This window comes from Micromonospora sp. NPDC048063 (assembly GCF_043202855.1).
In the GTDB taxonomy this organism is placed as follows: domain Bacteria; phylum Actinomycetota; class Actinomycetes; order Mycobacteriales; family Micromonosporaceae; genus Micromonospora.
In genome coordinates this window covers 17,582-35,563 of the sequence record NZ_JBIDBG010000015.1, presented here as the reverse complement: position 1 = coordinate 35,563, position 17,982 = coordinate 17,582, and the positions used below count along the sequence as shown (strand labels likewise).

16 protein-coding genes and 1 pseudogene are annotated in these 17,982 nt (G+C 72.9%); 12 read left to right on the top strand and 5 right to left on the bottom strand.

Annotated elements, in window-relative coordinates; genetic code table 11:
• Positions 1 to 208: 208 nt before the first annotated feature.
• The 4 genes and pseudogenes from ACGFZ2_RS27690 to ACGFZ2_RS27675 all read left to right on the top strand — a co-directional run bounded on the left by ACGFZ2_RS27690 (position 209) and on the right by ACGFZ2_RS27675 (position 2,799).
• Positions 209 to 538 carry a hypothetical protein gene (locus ACGFZ2_RS27690; protein ID WP_393458442.1) on the top strand — a complete coding sequence of 110 codons (330 nt, stop codon included), beginning with the start codon at positions 209 to 211 and terminating at the stop codon, positions 536 to 538.
• A gap of 136 nt (positions 539 to 674) precedes the next feature.
• Entirely contained in the window at positions 675 to 1,094 is a 420-nt protein-coding gene (locus ACGFZ2_RS27685; RefSeq protein ID WP_393458439.1) for a HEAT repeat domain-containing protein, read from the top strand.
• Positions 1,088 to 1,555 (top strand): annotated as a pseudogene (locus ACGFZ2_RS27680) (AAA family ATPase); the annotation flags it as partial. The gene ACGFZ2_RS27685 and the pseudogene ACGFZ2_RS27680, both read left to right, overlap by 7 nt.
• Complete coding sequence (locus tag ACGFZ2_RS27675) at positions 1,552 to 2,799, top strand: VWA-like domain-containing protein (RefSeq protein WP_393458436.1); 1,248 nt, start codon at positions 1,552 to 1,554, stop codon at positions 2,797 to 2,799. The pseudogene ACGFZ2_RS27680 and the gene ACGFZ2_RS27675, both read left to right, overlap by 4 nt.
• Before the next feature lie 58 nt (positions 2,800 to 2,857).
• Here the strand turns inward: ACGFZ2_RS27675 and ACGFZ2_RS27670 are convergent, their stop codons facing one another.
• Entirely contained in the window at positions 2,858 to 3,991 is a 1,134-nt protein-coding gene (locus ACGFZ2_RS27670) for a citrate synthase (RefSeq protein ID WP_393267185.1), read from the bottom strand.
• 68 nt (positions 3,992 to 4,059) lie between these two features.
• Here ACGFZ2_RS27670 and ACGFZ2_RS27665 point away from each other — a divergent pair, with 68 nt between their 5' ends.
• A complete protein-coding gene (locus tag ACGFZ2_RS27665) occupies positions 4,060 to 5,259 on the top strand; it encodes a citrate/2-methylcitrate synthase (protein ID WP_393458433.1) in 1,200 nt (399 codons plus the stop codon).
• 151 nt (positions 5,260 to 5,410) lie between these two features.
• On the opposite strand, the gene ACGFZ2_RS27660 is transcribed toward ACGFZ2_RS27665, so the two are convergent.
• Positions 5,411 to 5,821: a hypothetical protein gene (locus ACGFZ2_RS27660; protein ID WP_393267190.1), complete on the bottom strand. Its 411-nt coding sequence runs from the start codon at positions 5,819 to 5,821 to the stop codon at positions 5,411 to 5,413.
• Positions 5,822 to 5,919: 98 nt separating this feature from the next.
• On the opposite strand from ACGFZ2_RS27660, the gene ACGFZ2_RS27655 reads away from it, so the two are divergent.
• The 3 genes from ACGFZ2_RS27655 to ACGFZ2_RS27645 all read left to right on the top strand — a co-directional run bounded on the left by ACGFZ2_RS27655 (position 5,920) and on the right by ACGFZ2_RS27645 (position 10,562).
• A complete protein-coding gene (locus ACGFZ2_RS27655; protein WP_393458430.1) occupies positions 5,920 to 8,607 on the top strand; it encodes an ATP-binding protein in 2,688 nt (895 codons plus the stop codon).
• A gap of 135 nt (positions 8,608 to 8,742) precedes the next feature.
• Entirely contained in the window at positions 8,743 to 9,939 is a 1,197-nt protein-coding gene (locus ACGFZ2_RS27650; protein ID WP_393458427.1) for a sensor histidine kinase, read from the top strand.
• Positions 9,936 to 10,562, top strand: coding sequence for a response regulator (locus tag ACGFZ2_RS27645; protein ID WP_393458424.1), 627 nt, complete (start codon positions 9,936 to 9,938; stop codon positions 10,560 to 10,562). The genes ACGFZ2_RS27650 and ACGFZ2_RS27645 overlap by 4 nt, the downstream gene beginning before the upstream one ends.
• 108 nt (positions 10,563 to 10,670) lie before the next feature.
• Here ACGFZ2_RS27645 and ACGFZ2_RS27640 read toward each other — a convergent pair whose 3' ends face one another.
• Together ACGFZ2_RS27640 and ACGFZ2_RS27635 are read right to left on the bottom strand one after the other, a co-directional pair.
• Positions 10,671 to 12,440 (bottom strand): DJ-1/PfpI family protein, encoded by a 1,770-nt coding sequence (locus ACGFZ2_RS27640; protein ID WP_393458421.1) that lies wholly within the window; start codon positions 12,438 to 12,440, stop codon positions 10,671 to 10,673.
• A 314-nt stretch (positions 12,441 to 12,754) separates the two neighbouring features.
• Positions 12,755 to 13,834, bottom strand: a complete 1,080-nt coding sequence (locus ACGFZ2_RS27635; protein ID WP_393458418.1) for a helix-turn-helix domain-containing protein — start codon at positions 13,832 to 13,834, stop codon at positions 12,755 to 12,757.
• Positions 13,835 to 13,945: 111 nt separating this feature from the next.
• Here ACGFZ2_RS27635 and ACGFZ2_RS27630 point away from each other — a divergent pair, with 111 nt between their 5' ends.
• The 4 genes from ACGFZ2_RS27630 (at position 13,946) to ACGFZ2_RS27615 (ending at position 16,868) form a co-directional block, all read left to right on the top strand.
• The gene (locus ACGFZ2_RS27630; protein ID WP_393267208.1) at positions 13,946 to 14,107 is read left to right on the top strand and encodes a hypothetical protein; all 162 of its coding nucleotides are present in this window, start codon (positions 13,946 to 13,948) and stop codon (positions 14,105 to 14,107) included.
• Positions 14,097 to 14,606, top strand: coding sequence for a helix-turn-helix domain-containing protein (locus ACGFZ2_RS27625; protein WP_393458415.1), 510 nt, complete (start codon positions 14,097 to 14,099; stop codon positions 14,604 to 14,606). The genes ACGFZ2_RS27630 and ACGFZ2_RS27625 overlap by 11 nt, the downstream gene beginning before the upstream one ends.
• Positions 14,607 to 14,793: 187 nt before the next feature.
• Positions 14,794 to 15,417 carry a biotin transporter BioY gene (locus ACGFZ2_RS27620; protein ID WP_393458412.1) on the top strand — a complete coding sequence of 208 codons (624 nt, stop codon included), beginning with the start codon at positions 14,794 to 14,796 and terminating at the stop codon, positions 15,415 to 15,417.
• Positions 15,417 to 16,868, top strand: a complete 1,452-nt coding sequence (locus tag ACGFZ2_RS27615) for a nitronate monooxygenase (protein ID WP_393458409.1) — start codon at positions 15,417 to 15,419, stop codon at positions 16,866 to 16,868. Before ACGFZ2_RS27620 ends, ACGFZ2_RS27615 begins: the two co-directional genes overlap by 1 nt.
• Here ACGFZ2_RS27615 and ACGFZ2_RS27610 read toward each other — a convergent pair.
• Positions 16,865 to 17,965, bottom strand: a complete 1,101-nt coding sequence (locus tag ACGFZ2_RS27610; protein ID WP_393458406.1) for an acetylxylan esterase — start codon at positions 17,963 to 17,965, stop codon at positions 16,865 to 16,867. The two genes, ACGFZ2_RS27615 and ACGFZ2_RS27610, sit on opposite strands and share 4 nt — an antisense overlap.
• Positions 17,966 to 17,982 lie beyond the last annotated feature (17 nt).

The following is a 17,982-nucleotide window of genomic DNA, read 5'->3' as shown; positions in this document are numbered from 1 at the left end:
TTCGCGGGATGTGGGCCAGCGTGACGGTCCGCGGCCCGCACCGGGAGCCGCCACCCCGGCCAGCGCCGGCACCGGTGCGCCGCCCCCGACCTCTGGAGGTCCCGCCCAGGTGACGTGTGCGGATTCCATCGGCGTCTCGCCTCAGCCACCCGACGGGTACCGGATCGTCCTGGGGGATGCGGCGGTGCCGACCGGGAGAGTGCTCCAGGTGGCGGAATCGGGGGAGGCAGACCCCGCTGCGCGGTGGTTCGCCAAGTGGGGATTGGTGGTGCGGGCAGGCGCAGAAGTCGACCTCCTGGTCGCACCTGGCTGGAAGGACCGGGCCCGCATCACGTGGGGTCCCTCGGCGGCGCCCGCCGCGACCGTGCACGTGAGCGCCTGCGCGCCTGCCGCCGGCAAGGGTCAGTGGCTGACCTTCGCCGGCGGGACCTGGGTCGCGCGGGCGGCCTGCGTTCCGCTGCTCGTCCGTTCAGGTGGGCGACAGGCCGAGGTGCGTCTGGCGGTCGGCGCGCCCTGCGACGACGCCGACCGTCCGTAGCGCCACCCCGACGGCACACCGAGGCCGGGCCGACTCCGCCCGGCCTCGGGGTCCTGGTCGCGTACGCCACCGCGAGCGGATCACGGACCATGAACGATGTGGACGGCTCCAGCCCGCCGTGCGGTTAGATGTCCCGGTGGGCGGTGACTACGAGCGCGAGCGTGCCCGAAAGATACGGATGGCGAGCGGGAACCTCGGCCGCGCCATGCACCTGATGAGAAGCCGTGATCCGCAGGCGGCGGAGGACGGGTTCGCGCTGGTGCGGGACATGGCGGGCCAACACGTCGACGAGCTCATCGACGCGTTCGGCCGCGAGACCGACCACGGCGTGCGGTGTTGGCTGTTGGAACTGATCGGGGATGCGCGTTCACCCCGGGCGTTCGACGTGCTGGCCACGGAGCTGCTGAGCGACGACGAGTCCTTCAGCTTCTGGGCGGAACGGGGCCTGCGCCTGCTGGACACCAGAGAGGCTCGACGGTTGCTGTGGCAGCGAGGAGAGGGTGGGCCGTCGGCGGCGAGGGGAAGCCGCGCCGCGCCTGATAGCCACGAGACATGACCCTGCGCCTGGTCGCCTTCGCGACCGCGGCGGGCGTCTCGCGGGACGTGCTGTCGTTGCTGGTCAGAGGCACCGTTGGGGACGGCCCGGGGCTGGAGCTACTGGCCAGCATGGACCGGATGGACCTGCCGGACCCCGAGGCGCTGCTGGCCGACCCGGCGGCCGCCGTCCTGCCCGAGCGGGGAGACCTCCGCCAGGCCGTGCTGGACGGCGTGGTGGAGGCGGTCCGCCGGCGTCCGGAGAAGGCTCGCTGGGACGCGGCGTGGGCGCTGTTGGTGCGGGCGCTGGAAACCGGAGCCCCGGACCTGGTGGTGGTTCCCTCCACCACACTCGCCGCCCTGCGCCAGGAGGATTGGGACGTCCCGGCGTCGGTCGAGCGGCTCGCCGGGGTGGTGTCGGTGTCCCGGCGCGCAGACCAGGCGGCGGCCCGGGTCGTGGCGGCGGCGGGGAGTAGCCGATGACCCCCGAGCGCACGCTGGACCTCGGAAAGCTCTTCGCCGCGCGGCTGCACGCCGCCCGGGTCCGGCCCTATTTGGCGACGGCGTTGTTCGCCCTGCACGTGGTGGAGTCACGGCGGGTACCGACGATGGCGGTGGACCCGCACTGGCGGTGCTACGTCTCGCCCGCCTTCGTGGACCGTACCCCGGTGGAGGAACTCGCCGGGGTGTGGGTGCACGAGGTCTCGCACCTGCTGCGTGACCACCACGGGCGCGGTGACCGGGTGGCGCGGGAACGGGGGCTGGTCGGGCCGGGGGAGCGGCTGCGGATGAACATCGCCGCGGACTTCGAGATCAACGACGACGTGTTCGGTGACGGGTTGGCCCGGCCCGAAGGCGCCGTCGAGCCAGGGTTGCTGGGGCTGCCCGAGGGGGAGCTCATGGAGGACTACCTGCGGCAGTTCGGGCTCGGGCCGCGTACGCAGGGGCTGGTCTGGCTGGACTGCGGCAGCGGCGCCGACGGGCTGGACCGGGAGTGGGACCTGGGACCGGGCGGCGCGCACGGCCTCAGCGCGCACGAACGGGACCTGGTGCGGTTCCGGGTGGCGCACGGCATCACGGGCCGGCCCGGGGACGTCCCGCAGGGCTGGCGGAGGTGGGCGGAGAAGGCGTTCCACCCGCCGCAACCGTGGCGGGAACTGCTGGGGGCGGCGGTCCGCTCGGCCGCCTCCGCCGCCGGCGCCGGCGAGGACTACACCTACGGCCGGCCGTCGCGGCGCTCCGCCGGGGTGCCCGGCGCGATCCTGCCGAGCCTGCGACGCAGGCCTCCTCGGGTGTGCGTGGTCATCGACACGTCCGGGTCGGTGAGCGACGCCGAACTGGGCAGCGCGCTGCTCGAGGTCGCCGCGATCTCCCACGCCGTGGGCGGCCGGCGCGACCTGGTCACCGTGCTTCCGTGCGACGCCGCGGCCCAGGTCGTGCATTCGCTGTGCCGCGCCGAGGACATTCCGCTGCTGGGCGGCGGAGGGACGGATCTGCGCACGGGCTTCGCCCGGGCGCTGCGCGCCCGGCCCCGACCGGACGTCGTCGTGGTCCTGACCGACGGGCAGACGCCCTGGCCGGCGACGCGACCACCGTGTCGGACGGTGGTGGGACTGTTCCCCCGGCATGGGCCGGCCCGGTCGTGGCACGAGGACGACCCCGACTACGTGCCCGACTCGCCGCCCACCTGGGCGCGAGTGGTCGACATCGGCTCCGGCGCCCGGTGAGTCCACCGGGGTGGCGGGGCCGACCTGCCGGCGACCCCGCCCCTGACCTACCGGCCTTTCATGGCACCGGTTGCGGCGGGGGAGGGCCCACGTAGCGCGAGTCCGGCCGGATGATCTTCGAGTCCTCGGCCTGTTCCAGCACGTTCGCGCACCACCCGATGACCCGGCTGGTGGCGAAGGTGGGCGTGAACATCTCCCGGGGCAGCCCGCACAGGTGCATGACGACGCCCGCGTAGTACTCCACGTTGGTGTGCAGTTCGCGGCCGGGCTTCAGCTCCGCCAGCAACGACAGGACCCGCTCCTCGACGGCCACGGCGAAGTCCACCAACGGCCCGCCGAGGTCCTGGGCGATCTCCTTGAGCATGCGGGACCGCGGGTCCTCCGTGCGGTAGATCGGGTGCCCGAACCCCATGATCCGCTCGCCGCCGAGGATGCGTTCGCGCAGCCACGGGTCGGCCCGGTCGATCGTGCCGATGGCGTCGAGGGTGTCCAGGGCCCGGCTGGGGGCACCACCGTGCAGGGGGCCGGAGAGCGCGCCGAGGGCGCCGCCGACGCAGGCGTAGAGGTCGGCGCCGGTGGAGGCGATGACGCGGGCGGTGAAGGTCGACGCGTTGAAGCCGTGGTCGACGGTGGCGATCAGGTAGCGCTCGATCGCCCGGGCGTGACGTTCGGACGGCTCCTCGCCGGTGATCATGTACAGGTAGTTCGCCGCGTGGGACAGGTCGTCGCGCGACTCGATCGGCTCCAGCCCCGCTCGCAGGCGGTACAGGGCCGCCAGCAGGCTGGGCGTCAGCGCGCAGAGCGCCATGGCCTGCGCCCGCCGCTCGGTGGGCGACGTGTCGTACAGCGGGCGGGCTCCGGCGGCGAGGCCGGCGACGGCCAGCGCGGCGCGCAGGCCGCCCATCGGGTCCGGCGACGTCGACGCCGTGGCGATGTCGGGCAGCGCGGCGGCGACCGCGGGTGGGATGTGGCGCAACGGGACGATCTCCTCGTGCAGCGCCTTGGGCTCGGCGGGCAGGGAGCCGTCGATGAGCAGCGCCCAGACGTCCTCCAGCGTCCGGCGCTCGGCGAGGTCGATGGCGGAGTACTGCCGGTAGTGGTAGAAGCCCTCGATGCCGCGGACGTGGCCGACCGTGGTGTCGGTGACCACGACGCCGGCGAGCCCGCGGGGAGCGGTGATGGTGTCAGCCATGCGGGCAGCGTCATGCCGGCGGCCGGAGCCAGTCAACATTGATCCAGTCAACGTGAGACCATGACCACATGGCCGAGGAGCAACTGCTGACGACCGCCGAGGTGGCCCATCGCCTGCGCATCAAGCCGGAGACGATCTACGCGTACGTCAGCCGGGGGCTGCTCGCCAGGGTCAGGGTTCCCGGCGATCGGACCAGCCGCTTCCGGCTGGCCGACGTCGAGCGGCTGGCCGCCCGCACCCAGGCGACCCGGCCGGAACGCGATGCCGCGCCGGCGATGCGGACCGCCACCACGTTGATCGCGTACGGGCGGCTGCACTACCGGGGACTGGATGTCGCGAAGCTCGCGCCCGTGACGCCGTTCGAGGAGACCGCCCGGTGGCTCTGGACCGGCGAGCGGCGCCGGGAGACCTTCGTCGCGTCCGCCGAGACCCTCGAGACGGCGCGGCAGGCGAGCAGTCACCTGCCGGCCCAGGCCCGGCTCTTCGACCGGCTGCCGGTGATCGTCGCCGTGGCGGCCGCGATGGACCCGCTGCGCTTCGACCTGGCGCCCGCCACCGTGACGGCGCTCGCGCCCGCGCTGCTGTCCAACATGGTCGACGCGCTGCCCCTCGCGGGCGAGACGGCCGCCGACGACGCCCTGGCGACCCGGTTGTGGTCCCGGCTTACGGGTGCGCCGCCCTCCGGTGCGGGGCTCCGGGCGCTGAACGCCGCCCTCGTCCTGCTCGCCGACCACGACCTGGCCGCGTCGACCATCGCCGTACGCGTGGCCGCCTCGACCCGGGCGAACCCCTACGCGGCGGTGCTGGCGGGCCTCGGCGCGCTGGACGGGCCGATGCACGGAGCCGTCGGCGGCAGCGTCCACCGGATGATCGACGTGGCGCTGCGGGACGGGGCGCCGGCCGCGATCGCCGAGTGGCTGCGGACCGGCGCACTGCCCGGGTTCGGGCACTCGCTGTACCCGGACGGCGACCCGCGCGGAGCCGCCCTGCTCGATCTCGTCGCGGACCTGCCGACCGGGGGCGAGCTGCGGCGGGCCGTCGACGGCCTGATCGCCACGGCGGCGCGGCGGGGCGCCCTGCCCAACGTCGACCTCGCTGTCGCCGCGTTGGCGCACGCGACCGGCATGGGGCCGGGCGCGGCGGAGGTGATCTTCGCGGTCGCGCGGACGGCGGGCTGGATCGCGCACATCGTCGAGGAGTACGCGCAGCCGAGCAACCGGTTCCGGTGGAGCAGCGGCTACACCGGGCCGCCACCGGAGCCGGCGTGAACTCCGACGTACGACAGCCTCCTGGCCCCTACACGTTCCGAAGGCTGAGTCCCCGCCGACGCCGGCAGGGTGGCCGCCCGACGGGCGGCCACCCTGCGCACGACCGATTCCCGCGGCCCCGGTCGCGGCTCGGGCGATCCGGGGTGGTCGCTCAGCCGGCCCTGCGAAGACCGGCGAACTGCAGGACGGTGTAGCCGGCGACCACGACCGCCTGCACGATCACCAGCGCGGTACCCAGGCCGGTCAGCGGGAACCAACCGGCGACGAGCACCATCACGCTCGCCGCCACCCAGGCGACGTTGACACCCATCACCACACCCACAGCGGCCCTGCTCACCACGGGCCGGGAGGCGAGAACCAACAGGGCGGCCGCGTAGGCCACCAGGAACACCCCGGCCGGGTAGAGGAAGCCGGCGGGAAGGCCGAACATCTCCCCGAAGATCGCGGCGACGGCGACGTACACGACCCCGTTGCCGCCGGAGCCGATCGCGTCCTGCTTGAGGGCGAAACGGAGCAGTTTGGTGTCGGCGACGGTCTGGGCGGGACTGGTGACGGTGGTCATGTCGGAGGTCCGTTCGTAGTCGTGACGTGCTAGCGAGCACGACGCTACGGAGATCCACCCCGAGCCGAATCAGTCGTCGTGACGGTAGGTTCCTGACCGTGCTGCACGGACGAGCCGGGGAACAGGCGGACATCGAACGGCTGCTGGCGGAGGCCAGAACCGGCAGGAGCGGGGTGCTGGTCATCCGCGGCCCGGCGGGAATCGGCAAGTCGGCGCTCCTGGACCACGCCGCCGAACGGGCGGAGGGCATGCGGGTGCTGCGCGGCGTCGGTGTCCAGTCCGAGGCCACGCTGCCCTTCGCCGCACTCCACCTGCTCCTGCGTGCCGGGCTCGACCGGATCCCGGCACTGCCTGACGCGCAGGCCGCCGCGCTCCGCGGCGCCCTCGGGTTGGGTGACCCCGCCCCGGAGAACCGGTTCCTGGTCGGGTTGGCCACCCTGAGCCTCCTCGCCGACCTCGCCGGAGACGGCGCGCTGCTCTGCCTCGTCGACGACGCACAGTGGTTCGACCAGGCCTCCGCCGATGCGCTGCTGTTCGCCGCCCGCCGCCTCGAAGCCGAAGGCGTCGTCATGATCTTCGCCGCCCGCGCGGGATTTCCTGCCACGGGGCTGCCCGAACTCCGGCTGGGCGGGCTGGATGCCGTGGCCGCTGCCGCCCTGCTTCCGCCCGATCTTCCACCGCAGGTGCGGGAGCGCCTCATCGAGGAGTCCGGCGGCAACCCCCTGGCGCTCGTCGAACTGCCCGCCGCGCTCACCGCCGAACAGCGGGCGGGACGACTGCCGCCGGTGGGTGCGATGCCGGTCGTCGACCGGGTCCAGGAAGCGTTCCACGCACGGATAGCCGCGCTCGCCGAGCCGGCGCGGACCGCGTTGCTGATCGCGGCGGCGGACGGCTCGGGTGAGCTTGCGACCCTGGTGGGTGCGGGTGCCTCCCTCCACGGCCTGGAGGAGGCCGAGCGGAGTCGGCTGATCGAGATCAGGGGCGCGACCGTGGGATTCCGCCATCCCCTGATCAGGGCCGCCGCCTACCAGAGCGCGCCGGTCACCCGGCGCCTCGCCGTACATCGAGCCCTCGCCGACGCCCTCACCCGCTCGGCCGCCGTGGACGCGGCCGACCGGCGGACGTGGCACCTGGCCGCCGCCACGCTCGGCCCTGACGAGGACGTCGCCCGGGAGTTGGAGGGGGCGGCGGAACGGGCGCGCACCCGTGGCGGCCACGCCGCGATCGCGACCGCCTACGAGCGGGCCGCCGAGCTCACCGCCGACCCGGTGCGACGATCCGAACGGCTGGCCGCCGCCGCGCTGGCCGCCAGTGACGCGGGTCTGACGGGTCGCGCCGCCGCGCTCGCCGACCAGGCGACCCCTGAGGTGGACGACCCGGACATGATCGCCGCGCTGGTCCAGGTGCGCGCGCATCGGGAGTTCGAGCTGGGCACACCGCTCGCGGCGGGCCGGATCATCCTGGACAACCTCCCTCGCGTGGCCCCCCGCTCCACCGAGCGGGCCACCTGGTTGCTGGTGGAGGCCATCCGCTGCGCCTGGTTCGCCGGTGACGCCCGACTGGCGGAGGAGGCCGCGGAGAGTCTCCGCGCGCTTCCCGAGATCGGGTCACCGCTGGTCGGTGCGGCGCTCGGGCTGAGCCGCCTGTTGGGCGGTGACGTCGGCGGCGGGATCACGCTCATGGGCGAGGCCGTCGACGCACACGCACGTGCGGGGCTGGGGGTGCCGGGACTGACCTTCACCGCCGCTGTCTGCCTTCCGCTGAGCCGCGCCGCCCTCTGTGAGGAGATCACCGGCCGGGTCGTGGCCGACTGCCAGAAGAACGGGATGATCGGCTGGCTCGCCTTCGCGCTCAACGACCACGGACTCGCGCAGGGGTGGCTCGGCCGGTACGGCGAGGCCATGACGTCCCTGAACGCGGGGCTGCGGCTGGCGACGGATCTGGGCCACCAGCCTCGGGTCAGCCACCTCACGTGTTCGCTCGCCTGGGTGCTCGCGCACCAGGGGAACGTCGAAGAGTGCCGCACGAAGGCCGAAGAGGGCATAGCGGGAGCCGGCGAGCGGGGGCTGGTCCTCGCGGCGGACATCGGACGCTGGGCACTCGGCGTGCTGGAGCTCGGCCTGGGGCGTCCGGCCGCCGCCCTGCGGCAGTTGGCGGCCATCCCCTCGGCGGGGATCGCCCTCCTCAGCGCCGCGGACCAGGTGGAGGCAGCCGTCCGCAGCGGCGCACCGGAGCGGGCGAAGGAGCCGCTCGCCCGGTTGCTGGCCTGGGCCCGGCACGCCCGCCAGCCGTCGTCGGACGCGATCGCCCTGCGGTGCCGCGCCCTCGTCGAGGAGAACGAGGCGCACTTCGCGCACGCCGTACAGCTTCACCAGCAGGACGTTCAGCCGTACCAGCAGGCGAGGACGCAGCTCGCCTACGGCGAGTGGCTGCGGCGGGCACGGCGGCGGGCGGACGCCCGCACGCAACTGCGCGACGCGCTGGACACCTTCGACCGGCTCGGCGCGCGACTGTGGGCCGAGCGGGCTCGCGCGGAGCTGCGCGCGACGGGGGACGTGCCGGCGGCGCCACGCAAGGCCGACGACCCGCTCAGCGTGCTGACTCCCCAGGAACGCCACGTCGTGCGGCTGGCCGCCACCGGCGCTTCCAACCGTGACATCGCCGCCCGGCTCTTCCTCAGCCCGCGGACCGTCGGCTACCACCTCTACAAGGCGTTTCCCAAGCTGGGTATCACCTCGCGGGCCCAACTGGCTGCCATCGCCGGGTCGTCGTCGGCGCTCGGCTGAGATCCTGACGATCAGGCTTCCTCGGCACCGTGCCAGGCATGCCGGCCGGTGGCGACGGGTAGGCCGATCGACGGACAGCCGACGTCGGGCGAGTGGCGGTCCCGTGGGCCTTGACGGCCGGCGATGATGGAGGCCATGGGAGCGCGCGGCGTCGTCAACGCCCGACCCAGCCTGCAAGGCGCCGGCGGGCGCCTCGGTCGGCTCTGGGACGCGTACTTCGCGGGGGTCCTGTTGCTCACCCTCGCCGTCGTCGCGGTCGCCGACGCGCCCGGTGCCGGCCGGCTGCAGGCCGAGGCCGCCGTCGCCGTGATCGCCGTGCTGCACCTGACGTTCGGGCGCCGGCTCATCGCCACGGGCACGACGGGCTGGCGCCTGGTCGCCTACCTGGCTGCGCTGCTCGCCGCGTTCGAGGTGGCACTACTGGGCGCGACACCGAGCAGCTTTGTCCTCTTCCTGCTCTGCCCGCTGATGTTCCTGCTGCTGCCGCCCTACCCGGCGATCGTGCTGTGCGTCGTCGTCAACGCCATGCCGGCGGTCGTCGTGATCCAGAACGAGGGTGTCACCTCCCACGTGCGGATCCACTTCATCCCGATGGCGGTCGGCGGCGCGCTGCTCTCCGGTGGTCTCGGCCTGTGGATCCACGCGGTTGTCCGGCGTAGCCGCGAGCGCGCCGAGCTCATCGAGCAGTTGCGTGACAGCCGCGCCGAGGTCGCCCGCCTGTCCCGCGAGGCCGGTGTGACCGCGGAGCGCACCCGACTCGCCGGCGAGATCCACGACACGCTCGCCCAGGGCTTCACGAGCATCATCACGCTGCTTCAGGCCGCGGACACCGATCTGGACAAGAACCCCGCTGCGGTACGTCGCCGACTGGATCTCGCCGTCCGCACAGCCCGCGAGAACCTGGCCGAGTCGCGGGCGATGGTCGCTACCCTGACGCCGCCCGCGCTCGGTGCCGGTACTCTCGACCAGGCGCTTCGTGGGCTCGTCGTCCGCCTCCGCGAGGAGACCGGGATCGAAGCGGAGCACGACACCGAGGGCGCCGTGCGACCGTTGCCGACCGCCGTCGAGGTCGTGCTGGTGCGGGCGGCCCAGGAGTTGCTCACCAACGTCCGCCGACACGCTGAGGCATCGCGAGTTACGCTCCTGCTGTCGTACGCCGAGAGGGCCGTCTGCCTTGTCGTCACCGACGACGGCCGGGGCTTCGACCCCGGCGGGCCGTCCGGCGGCTTCGGGCTCGCGGGCATTCGCGCCCGCGCCGAGCAGGTCAACGGCGCGCTCGACATCCATGTCGGACCGGAGGGCACGCGGATCCGGCTGGAGGTGCCGGCGTGATCACCATCCTGCTCGTAGACGACCATCCGGTGGTCCGGGACGGTCTGCGCGGAATGATCGAGGCTGAGGACGACCTCGCCGTGGTCGGCGAGGCGGCGTCGGGTGAAGAGGCCGTCGCACTCGCGGCTGAGGCGACGCCCGACATCGTGCTGATGGATCTGCGCATGCCAGGGCTCGACGGGGTCGGTGCGACCGAGCGGATCCTCGCGGGCCCGGGCGGCGCGAGGGTGGTGGTTCTGACGACGTACGAGTCCGACACGGACATCGTCCGCGCCGTCTCGGCGGGCGCCGCCGGCTATCTACTCAAGGACGCGTCCCGCGCCGAGTTGGCGGCGGCGATCCGGGCGGCCGCCCGTGGCGAGACCGTCCTCGCGCCCTCGGTGGCGTCGAGGCTCGTGCAGCAGGTCCGCACCCCGGCGGGCCCGGGCCTGTCGGCGCGTGAGATCGAGGTGTTGCGCCTGGTCAGCCAGGGTCTGACGAACGCGGAGATCGGCCGGGCCCTGTTCATCTCCGAGGCGACCGTCAAGACCCACATGTACCGGGTGTTCAGCAAGCTCGACGTGGCCGACCGAACCGCGGCGGTCACGACCGCGATGGCGCGCGGTTTCCTGGCCAGCCCGTAGGCTTTGTCTCGCCCCCTTCCAGGCCACCGCCGCGAGTCGCTGGTCCTCCGAGGGGCAGGTCGTCGCGGTGCGACGCCCGAGAGCGCCGCACCGCGACGAGGGAAGGCGTCAGGCCGTCAGGGACGGTTCACTCGACGTCGACGGACGGACGTGCCGTTCTCGGCGTCGACGGTCCGCCCACGGCCGGGCGACGCGCAGCGCGACCAGGCCGAGCACGAGGCCAACCAAAGCCAGTACGAGCGGGCGCACAGTCGTCGCCCACGGCCAGGAGGGGCCAGCCAGATCCAGCTCCCCGGCCGGGTACTCGAGCAACTTCGCGCGCCAGGCGGCGGTCGGAACATCGGTGGTGGCGGCCACGTCGCGTAGGACGGCGCCGAACGCGAAGCCGCCGTCACGGTGCGGATATTCCGGGGTCAGGCCGGTCGCGGCCGCCACGGCCAGCACGTCGCCGCCGGAGTGGGCGGCCGCGTTGACGCCGGGGACCAGCAGGCGGTCGAGTGCGGGCCGGTCGACCACGCTCTCCCGCGGTACGAAGGCCAGCCCGTGACGCGAGCGGACGGGCGAGTGGGTGAGGCCGACCGTGACGGTGCGGGCGGCATACGTGGCCTCGGTGTAGGAGCCGAACACGGACGCCAACTCCACCTCGCCGACCCCGTCGGTCAGCAGCACGCCGACCCGGGGCACGTCCCAGCGGAAGGCCAGATTGAGCCCCGCCACCGCGTCGCCGGGACCGAACCGCTGCACGGGCAGCGGCGCCGGAGAACCGGGGACGTAGTGCGTCCAGCCGACGGCCGTCGCGGCGGCACGGGCCCTGTCGGTGCCCAGGAACCGTTCGACCACCCGCAGCGTTCCGTCCACGCCGGACAGCACGCCGGCCGTACTGACGACGGCGCCGTCATCGACGTACCGGACGCCGTTCCGCCAGGACACCGACGGATGGGACCTTTTCAGCCCGCCGAGGTGGAACCAGTGCGAGGTGGCTTCGTGCCCGTCGAGGATTCCGGCCGCCGCGGCTACCCTCGCGCCGTAGCAGACGCTCAGTGTCACCGCGCCTCGGCCGGCCTGACCGCGCAGCCAGGCGAGCACGGCGGGCTCCGACGCGTCGGGCATCGCGGGCACCACGACCACGTCGGCGGGGCGGCCGTCCAGCCGTGCGTCGAGGTCGGCGAAGCTGAGGTCGGGCAGCAGGTCCAACCCGCCCGTCAGCGGTACGGGGCTTCGTGCCGGTGCGACCGTGTAGACGTTGAAGGCGTCGGTCGCGGCGAGAACCTCGTACGGCGCGAGGGCGTCGGCCACGTTGGCGCCCCTGGTACCCACGACGACGGCCGCGGTCGGCTTGGCGGGGTCGTGGGACGGAGACGGAGCGGGTCTGAGATCGGAGCGGGCCGAGGCCGGCGCGTAGACGCTGCTCGCGTTGGACCGCGCGACCACGGCACCGACCAGCAGCGGCGGCAGCACAGCTGCCACCACGAGCACACCGACCCGGATGAGCCGGGTGGGAAGCGGGTGCGCGTGGGTGTACTCGGACCGGCGGCGCAGCATCACGAGCGTCATCGCCGGCAGCATCAACAGGTGGCCGAGCGACATCAGTGCCCCGCCATCGAGCATGCCCGCCGCGTAGGGGAACAGCAGCAGCAGGAAGGGCGCGTACATCGCGCCGCACATCTCCGTGATGGCGCGCCAGCCATGCCGCCGCACGCGCATCCATGCCGCCATTCCGACCGACATGTTGGTGGCCATCACGAGCGCGTGTGCGGCCGGTCGCCCGTGCAGACCGGGCCACGCGGCGTTCCATACGGGACTGAGCAGGAGCATCCCGGCCGTCATCGCGACGACCATCTCAACGAGGTGCCGGAGGAATCTCAGGGTCGGTTTCATCACGTCTCCGATCGGCCTGCGGTTACAGGTCGATCGTCGCGGGATGGAGGTGTCGGCCGGGACGGCCGCGAGACCGACGGCGGCTGTCAGTCGACCGATGGACACGCTGTCGTCGCCGTACGTGTGGCGGCGTCGACCCGGGGCGATCCCCCTACGCGCTGCTGGCTGGCCTCGGCATGCTGGACGGGGCCGATGCATGGCGCGGTGGGCAGCAGCGTCGTCGGGCGCGGACAGTCGCCCGGGGTCGCAGACTCGGATGGATCCCGCCGGACGATGCGCCCAGAACTTACAACGAGGGGTCGTGTTCTGGTGGTTCAGTGTCGCTGTCGGGCGGCCTTCTCGATTTCGCGGAGAACGAGGCCGAGGGTTTGCGAGCGGCGGTTGGTCGGTAGTGCTGCCCATGCGCGTCGGGCGTGTGCCAGTCCGCCGGGTCCGTCGCCGGCTTTGGCCATCATGAGGGCGCGGTGGAGTTCGATGTGGGTGGCGAAGCGGGTCAGCGAGGTGGGCCGGAGGCGGTCGGCGTCGGTCTGGGCCTGTTCGCCGGGTTGGATCAGCCCGAGGCGGGCGTAGAGCATGGATCGGAAGGTCGCCATGCGCCAGGCGGGTACGGCGGCGTCGGAGATTTCGCCGTCGGGTGAGGCGGTGTGGTCGAAGACCCGTTGGGCGTCTTCGTCGGCGGCGATGGCTGCGGCGGTGTCGCCTCGTCCGGCGGCGACGTGTGCGCGGGCCATCAGTGCTTGGAGCCGGCCGAGTGACGGGCGGTCGGACAAGGCGATGGCTTCGTCCGCGTAGCGCTGTGCGACGGGGAGTGCGGCGCCCTCGTAGGCCAGGGCGATGGCGGCTCGGCCGCGTACCCAGACACGGACGGCGAGGTCGTCGGAGCGGTCGGCGGCGACTCGGGCGGTGTGGTACCAGCCGATCGCCTCGGTCGGGTCCTTGGTCGTCTTGCCGTAGGTGGTCAGGGCGCGGGCAGCGGTGGCCCACATGGTCGGGCTGTCGAGTTGCTGTTGCATGACGACGAGGTCGCTCGCGAGCCGTGTTTGCAGGGAGTCCGCGCCGATCTCCATGTAGTCACGGCCGTACTGGTCGACGCGGTCGCGCCAGCGGTCGGCGCTGTCGCGGTGGCCGGCTAATGCGGCGGTGAAGCCGTTGCGGATCAACTCGTTGGCGGCGATCGGGCCGATGGTGGCGGCGGCGAGGAGGTCTCTGCGTCTCACGTCCGCTTCTCCCAACGCTCGCGCGTATGCGAGCACGATGTCTGGCGTCGCGGTCCGGCGTCCCGCTTCGACGTTGCTGAGGTGCGAGGCCGAATAGCAGGTACGGGTCGCGATGGAGGCCAGGGTCACGCCTGCCTCAATCCGAGCCTGCCTCAATTGCGCACCGAGGTCATCCATCAGATCCCCTGTGAAAGGTCCTGAAAGCATCGAGGTGCTTCCGAGCGTAGTCGCGCGGTCACCAGAGTAGATCCCACATGAGGCAGGAGCGGAAGCACTGCGGAGGCAGGGATGAGCGACAACACCGCAGGCGACGGGATTGGCGAGCGGACCCAGGCAGCGGAGCAGGAGGCGGCCAAGAAGCGGATTCTGGAGCAGGCCGAGGCTGAGCGCATACCGGTCGAGGAAACGACTCGGGCTGTGCCGGATCGGCGGTGGCGTCGTGACCGGTGATTCGGTTCCGATCGGTCGGCGCGTCGCGTACCTGCGGGCACGGCGCAAGCTGTCGCAGCAGTCATTCGCGGATCGGCTGGGGAAATCCAAGAGCTGGGTGGACAAGGTCGAGCGCGGGGTGCGGTCCTTGGAGCGGGTGTCGACAATCCGGGACATTGCCGCGATTCTTCGGGTCGAGACCGCGACACTGCTCGGACGTGATGCTCAGCCCGCCGAGCTGGCCGAGCGTACGGAAGGAATCTCCCGGATTCGGGCGGCCCTGTCCACGTACGGGATGGCGTTCGGTCAACCGGTTGCTTGCCGGGACGCGTCACCTGACCAGTTGAGCCGGGCGGTGGGGCACGCGTGGAGCACCCAGCAACCATGCCACCGAACCGGCCCGAGAAGCGCCTCAGCAGGCCGCTTGACCTCGCATCGAGCCCGATCCGACCCGCTCGCCGACAGTGGCGAAGCGGTCAGCGAGGCGGACCGGAGGCGGTCGTGGCGCTCGGCGAGCTGAGGGCGACGGCAACCGAGGGCGGGACCTACGGCCCTGCCGTATCGAGTTGATGCGCCGCAGGATTCGCACAGCGCGTCCGTCGCTGCCGGTCTGGTCGCCGCGCGGCGGCGCGTCCCGGTCGTGACAGGACGAGCGGGCTGGAAAACGGCGCCCGCGCGAGCTGGACGCGGCGGCAGGAGGGACGAGGATGGCCGAAGTCGTGGCAGGTGCGGCGGTGTACCGCCGCAACCCGGGAGTGCTGGCGGATCTGTGGGGCCGATCCGTTCCGCGTGACGTGGTCCTGGTCGTCGGCGCTATCGCCATGACGGGGGCCGCGGCACAGATCGCGCTCCCGGTGCCGGGGTCACCGGTGCCGATCACCGGGCAGACCTTCGCCGTTCTGCTCGCCGGGGCGGCGCTGGGACCGACCCGCGGGGCGGTCAGCATGCTGCTGTACGTCGCAGCCGGCGGATTCGGCCTACCGTGGTTCGCCGGCGGCGCGTCCGGGTTCGGCACCGCCACTCTCGGCTACCTGCTGGGCTTCGTGCTCGCCGCCGCGCTCGTCGGCCGGCTCGCCCTGGCTGGCGCGGACCGACGGCCGTGGCGCACCATCGGCATGATGGCGGCCGGCAACACGCTGATCTACCTGGTCGGCGTGCCGTGGCTGGCCGTCGCGACGGGTGTGGGCCTGCCCAGAGCGCTTGCCTTGGGATTTGTTCCCTACCTGATCGGGGACGTGCTCAAGGCGGTGCTGGCGGCCGGTCTGCTGCCCGGGGCCTGGCGGCTACGGCAACAGTTGCTCACACGCGGCACCAACCGGCGGGACCGTTGATGGCCGGCGAGACGGCTCCGGCCGTCATCCAGGGCGGCATGGGGGTCGGCATCTCCGGTTGGCGGCTGGCGCGGGCGGTGGCGGCCACCGGGCAGCTCGGTGTGGTCTCTGGCGTCGCCCTCGACGCCCTGCTGGCCCGGCGCCTGCAGCGCGGCGACGACGGCGGTCACATCCGTCGGGCTCTCGGCCATTTCCCGGTCCCGGCCGTGGCGCAACGGATACTGGACCGGTACTTCGTGCCCGGTGGGCGGCCCGAAGACGAGCCGTTCCGGCCGGTGCCGCGGCTGCGGCTGCGGCCCGGGCACCACGGGCAGGAACTGTCGGTGGTCGCCAACTTTGTCGAGGTCTTCCTGGCAAAGGAAGGCCACGACGGCCCGGTCGGGGTGAACTACCTGGAGAAGATCCAGCTGGCCACGCCAGCGGCGGTGTACGGCGCCATGCTGGCCGGCGTCGACTATGTGCTGATGGGCGCCGGGTTGCCCACCGAGATACCGCGCCTGCTCGACGCCCTGGCCGCCGGCGTCCCGGCGCGGCTGTCGGTCGCGGTGGACGCCGCCGCGCCCGGCGAGCAGCACCAGCTCGCCTTCGACCCGCGGGACCTGTTCGGCGAGGCGTCCCAACCGCTGCGGCGGCCGCGGCTGCTGGCCATCGTGTCGTCCGCCACGCTGGCCGCCTACCTGGCCCGCGATGAGAGGACCCGTCCGGACGGCTTCGTGCTGGAGAGCCCGGCCGCCGGCGGGCACAGCGTCCGGCCCCGCGGCCCGCTGACGCTCAGTGTCGACGGCGAGCCCGTGTATGGGCCGCGGGACCGCTTGGACGTGGCGAAGGTGGCCAACCTGGGTCTGCCGTTCTGGCTGGCCGGCGGGCAGACCGGCCCGGAGCGGCTGAGCGCCGCCCGGGCCACGGGCGCCGCGGGGGTGCAGGTAGGGACCGCGTTCGCGCTGTGCCGCGAATCGGGCCTCGACCCGGCCATCCGACGACGGATGCTGCGGGACGCGGCCCGCAACGCGCTCGTCGTACGCAACCATGCCACGGCCTCCCCGACGGGGTTCCCGTTCAAGCTGGTTCACCTGCCCGGCACCGCAGCCGACGAGCAGGTCTACGCCGACCGGCCACGCCACTGCGATCTGGGATACCTGCGTACGCCGTACCGCCGCCCGGACGGCAGGGTCGGATACCGCTGCCCCGCGGAACCGGTCGACGAGTACGTACGCAAGGGCGGGTCGGTCGACGACACGGTAGGCAGCCGGTGTCTGTGCAACGGGCTGGTCGCCACCGTAGGGCTCGGTCAGCGGCGGCCGGACGGCTACGTCGAGCCACCGCTGGTGACGCTCGGGCAAGACCTGGCCTTCCTCCCGCACCTGACTCGCCGAGGTGACGACTACACCGCCGCCGACGTCATCGCGTATCTGCTCGGTCCGACGGCACCGGGTAACCAGATCCCAAGCTAAGGCCTGTCGCCGAGGTGCTGTCCGAAGAAGCGCTGGCTCGCCGCGACGAGTTCCTCGTACTCGGTCTGGCTGTCGGCGTGCGGGAAGTGCCCAGCGGTCAGCACGTGTAGCTCGCGCGGCCCGGCCAGGCCGTTGTGCACGGCGAACTGGCCCGGCGGCGGCACGGCGGGGTCGAAGAGGGCGGGCGCGACCAGTGTCGGGATGCGCAGCCTCGTCGCGGCCGTGGCGGCGTCGAAGTATCGCAGGACCTGCGTCACTTCGGGGTGTTCACGGTGGTGTGCGCGGACGGACTCACCGCTGCCCACACAGGGGAGGGTGAGCCGCAGCGGGTGGTTGCCGAACGTGGGTACGGTCAACCGGGCTGCGGCGAAGCGGTCGTCCCAGGGGAGGGCCAGGGCACCGATGCCGCCGCCGAAGCTCTCGCCGAGATAGCCCAGGCGCGGGCCAGCGGGCAGGTCGAGACTCGGCACCAGTTGCAGCAGCGCCGACGCCGCGCACCACAGGTCGGCGACGCAGTCTCCGATGACGTACCGGTCACGCGAGTCGATGCCGTGCAGCACGTGCCCGTCGGCGTGGTCGGGTATGTCCGGCAGCAGGCTGCGCGCGCCCATGCCCCGTACGCAGGGAAGGATCGCCGCCGACCGAGGCAACGGCAGTGGTACCGAGGGGCCTGGCTCCTGGCGTCCGCCATACCCGTGGCCGATGACGAACCCGTGCTCGACGCCGCTGACGGTCGCGGTCGGCCCCGCCGACTCGGCAGGCAGCACGAGCCACCCGCCGATGCGGACGCCGCCCACGGACGAGTAGGTGACTCCGAAGATCCGTACGCCGTCGCGTTCCTCTTCCAGGGGGCCGATGACGGGATCCGTCGCGACCTGCCGCGCGGCGTCGTATCGAGCGCGCCAGAACTCGTCGAAGTCGGCGGGTGCGGCTGGCGCCGGGATGCGGAGCAACTGGTCGAGGCGGTGACCGTAGCTCGGGTCGAAGGGAAAGTCGTGGTCGAGCCGAACGGCGGCACGTTGGCGGGCGTCGGTGTGCCGGGCGCCGTCCGGTACGTGCGGTGGCGCCGGTTCGATGTTCTGGCGTTCGTGCCGCACAGGTCTCCGTCCAGATC

Coding starts and splice junctions, on each gene's coding strand:
- ACGFZ2_RS27675 (WP_393458436.1), top strand. CDS start 1,552: ATGACCCCCGAGCGCACGCTGGACCTCGGAAAGCTCTTCGCCGCGCGG.
- ACGFZ2_RS27670 (WP_393267185.1), bottom strand. CDS start 3,991: ATGGCTGACACCATCACCGCTCCCCGCGGGCTCGCCGGCGTCGTGGTC.
- ACGFZ2_RS27665 (WP_393458433.1), top strand. CDS start 4,060: ATGGCCGAGGAGCAACTGCTGACGACCGCCGAGGTGGCCCATCGCCTG.
- ACGFZ2_RS27660 (WP_393267190.1), bottom strand. CDS start 5,821: ATGACCACCGTCACCAGTCCCGCCCAGACCGTCGCCGACACCAAACTG.
- ACGFZ2_RS27650 (WP_393458427.1), top strand. CDS start 8,743: ATGGGAGCGCGCGGCGTCGTCAACGCCCGACCCAGCCTGCAAGGCGCC.
- ACGFZ2_RS27640 (WP_393458421.1), bottom strand. CDS start 12,440: ATGAAACCGACCCTGAGATTCCTCCGGCACCTCGTTGAGATGGTCGTC.
- ACGFZ2_RS27635 (WP_393458418.1), bottom strand. CDS start 13,834: ATGGATGACCTCGGTGCGCAATTGAGGCAGGCTCGGATTGAGGCAGGC.
- ACGFZ2_RS27630 (WP_393267208.1), top strand. CDS start 13,946: ATGAGCGACAACACCGCAGGCGACGGGATTGGCGAGCGGACCCAGGCA.
- ACGFZ2_RS27620 (WP_393458412.1), top strand. CDS start 14,794: ATGGCCGAAGTCGTGGCAGGTGCGGCGGTGTACCGCCGCAACCCGGGA.
- ACGFZ2_RS27615 (WP_393458409.1), top strand. CDS start 15,417: ATGGCCGGCGAGACGGCTCCGGCCGTCATCCAGGGCGGCATGGGGGTC.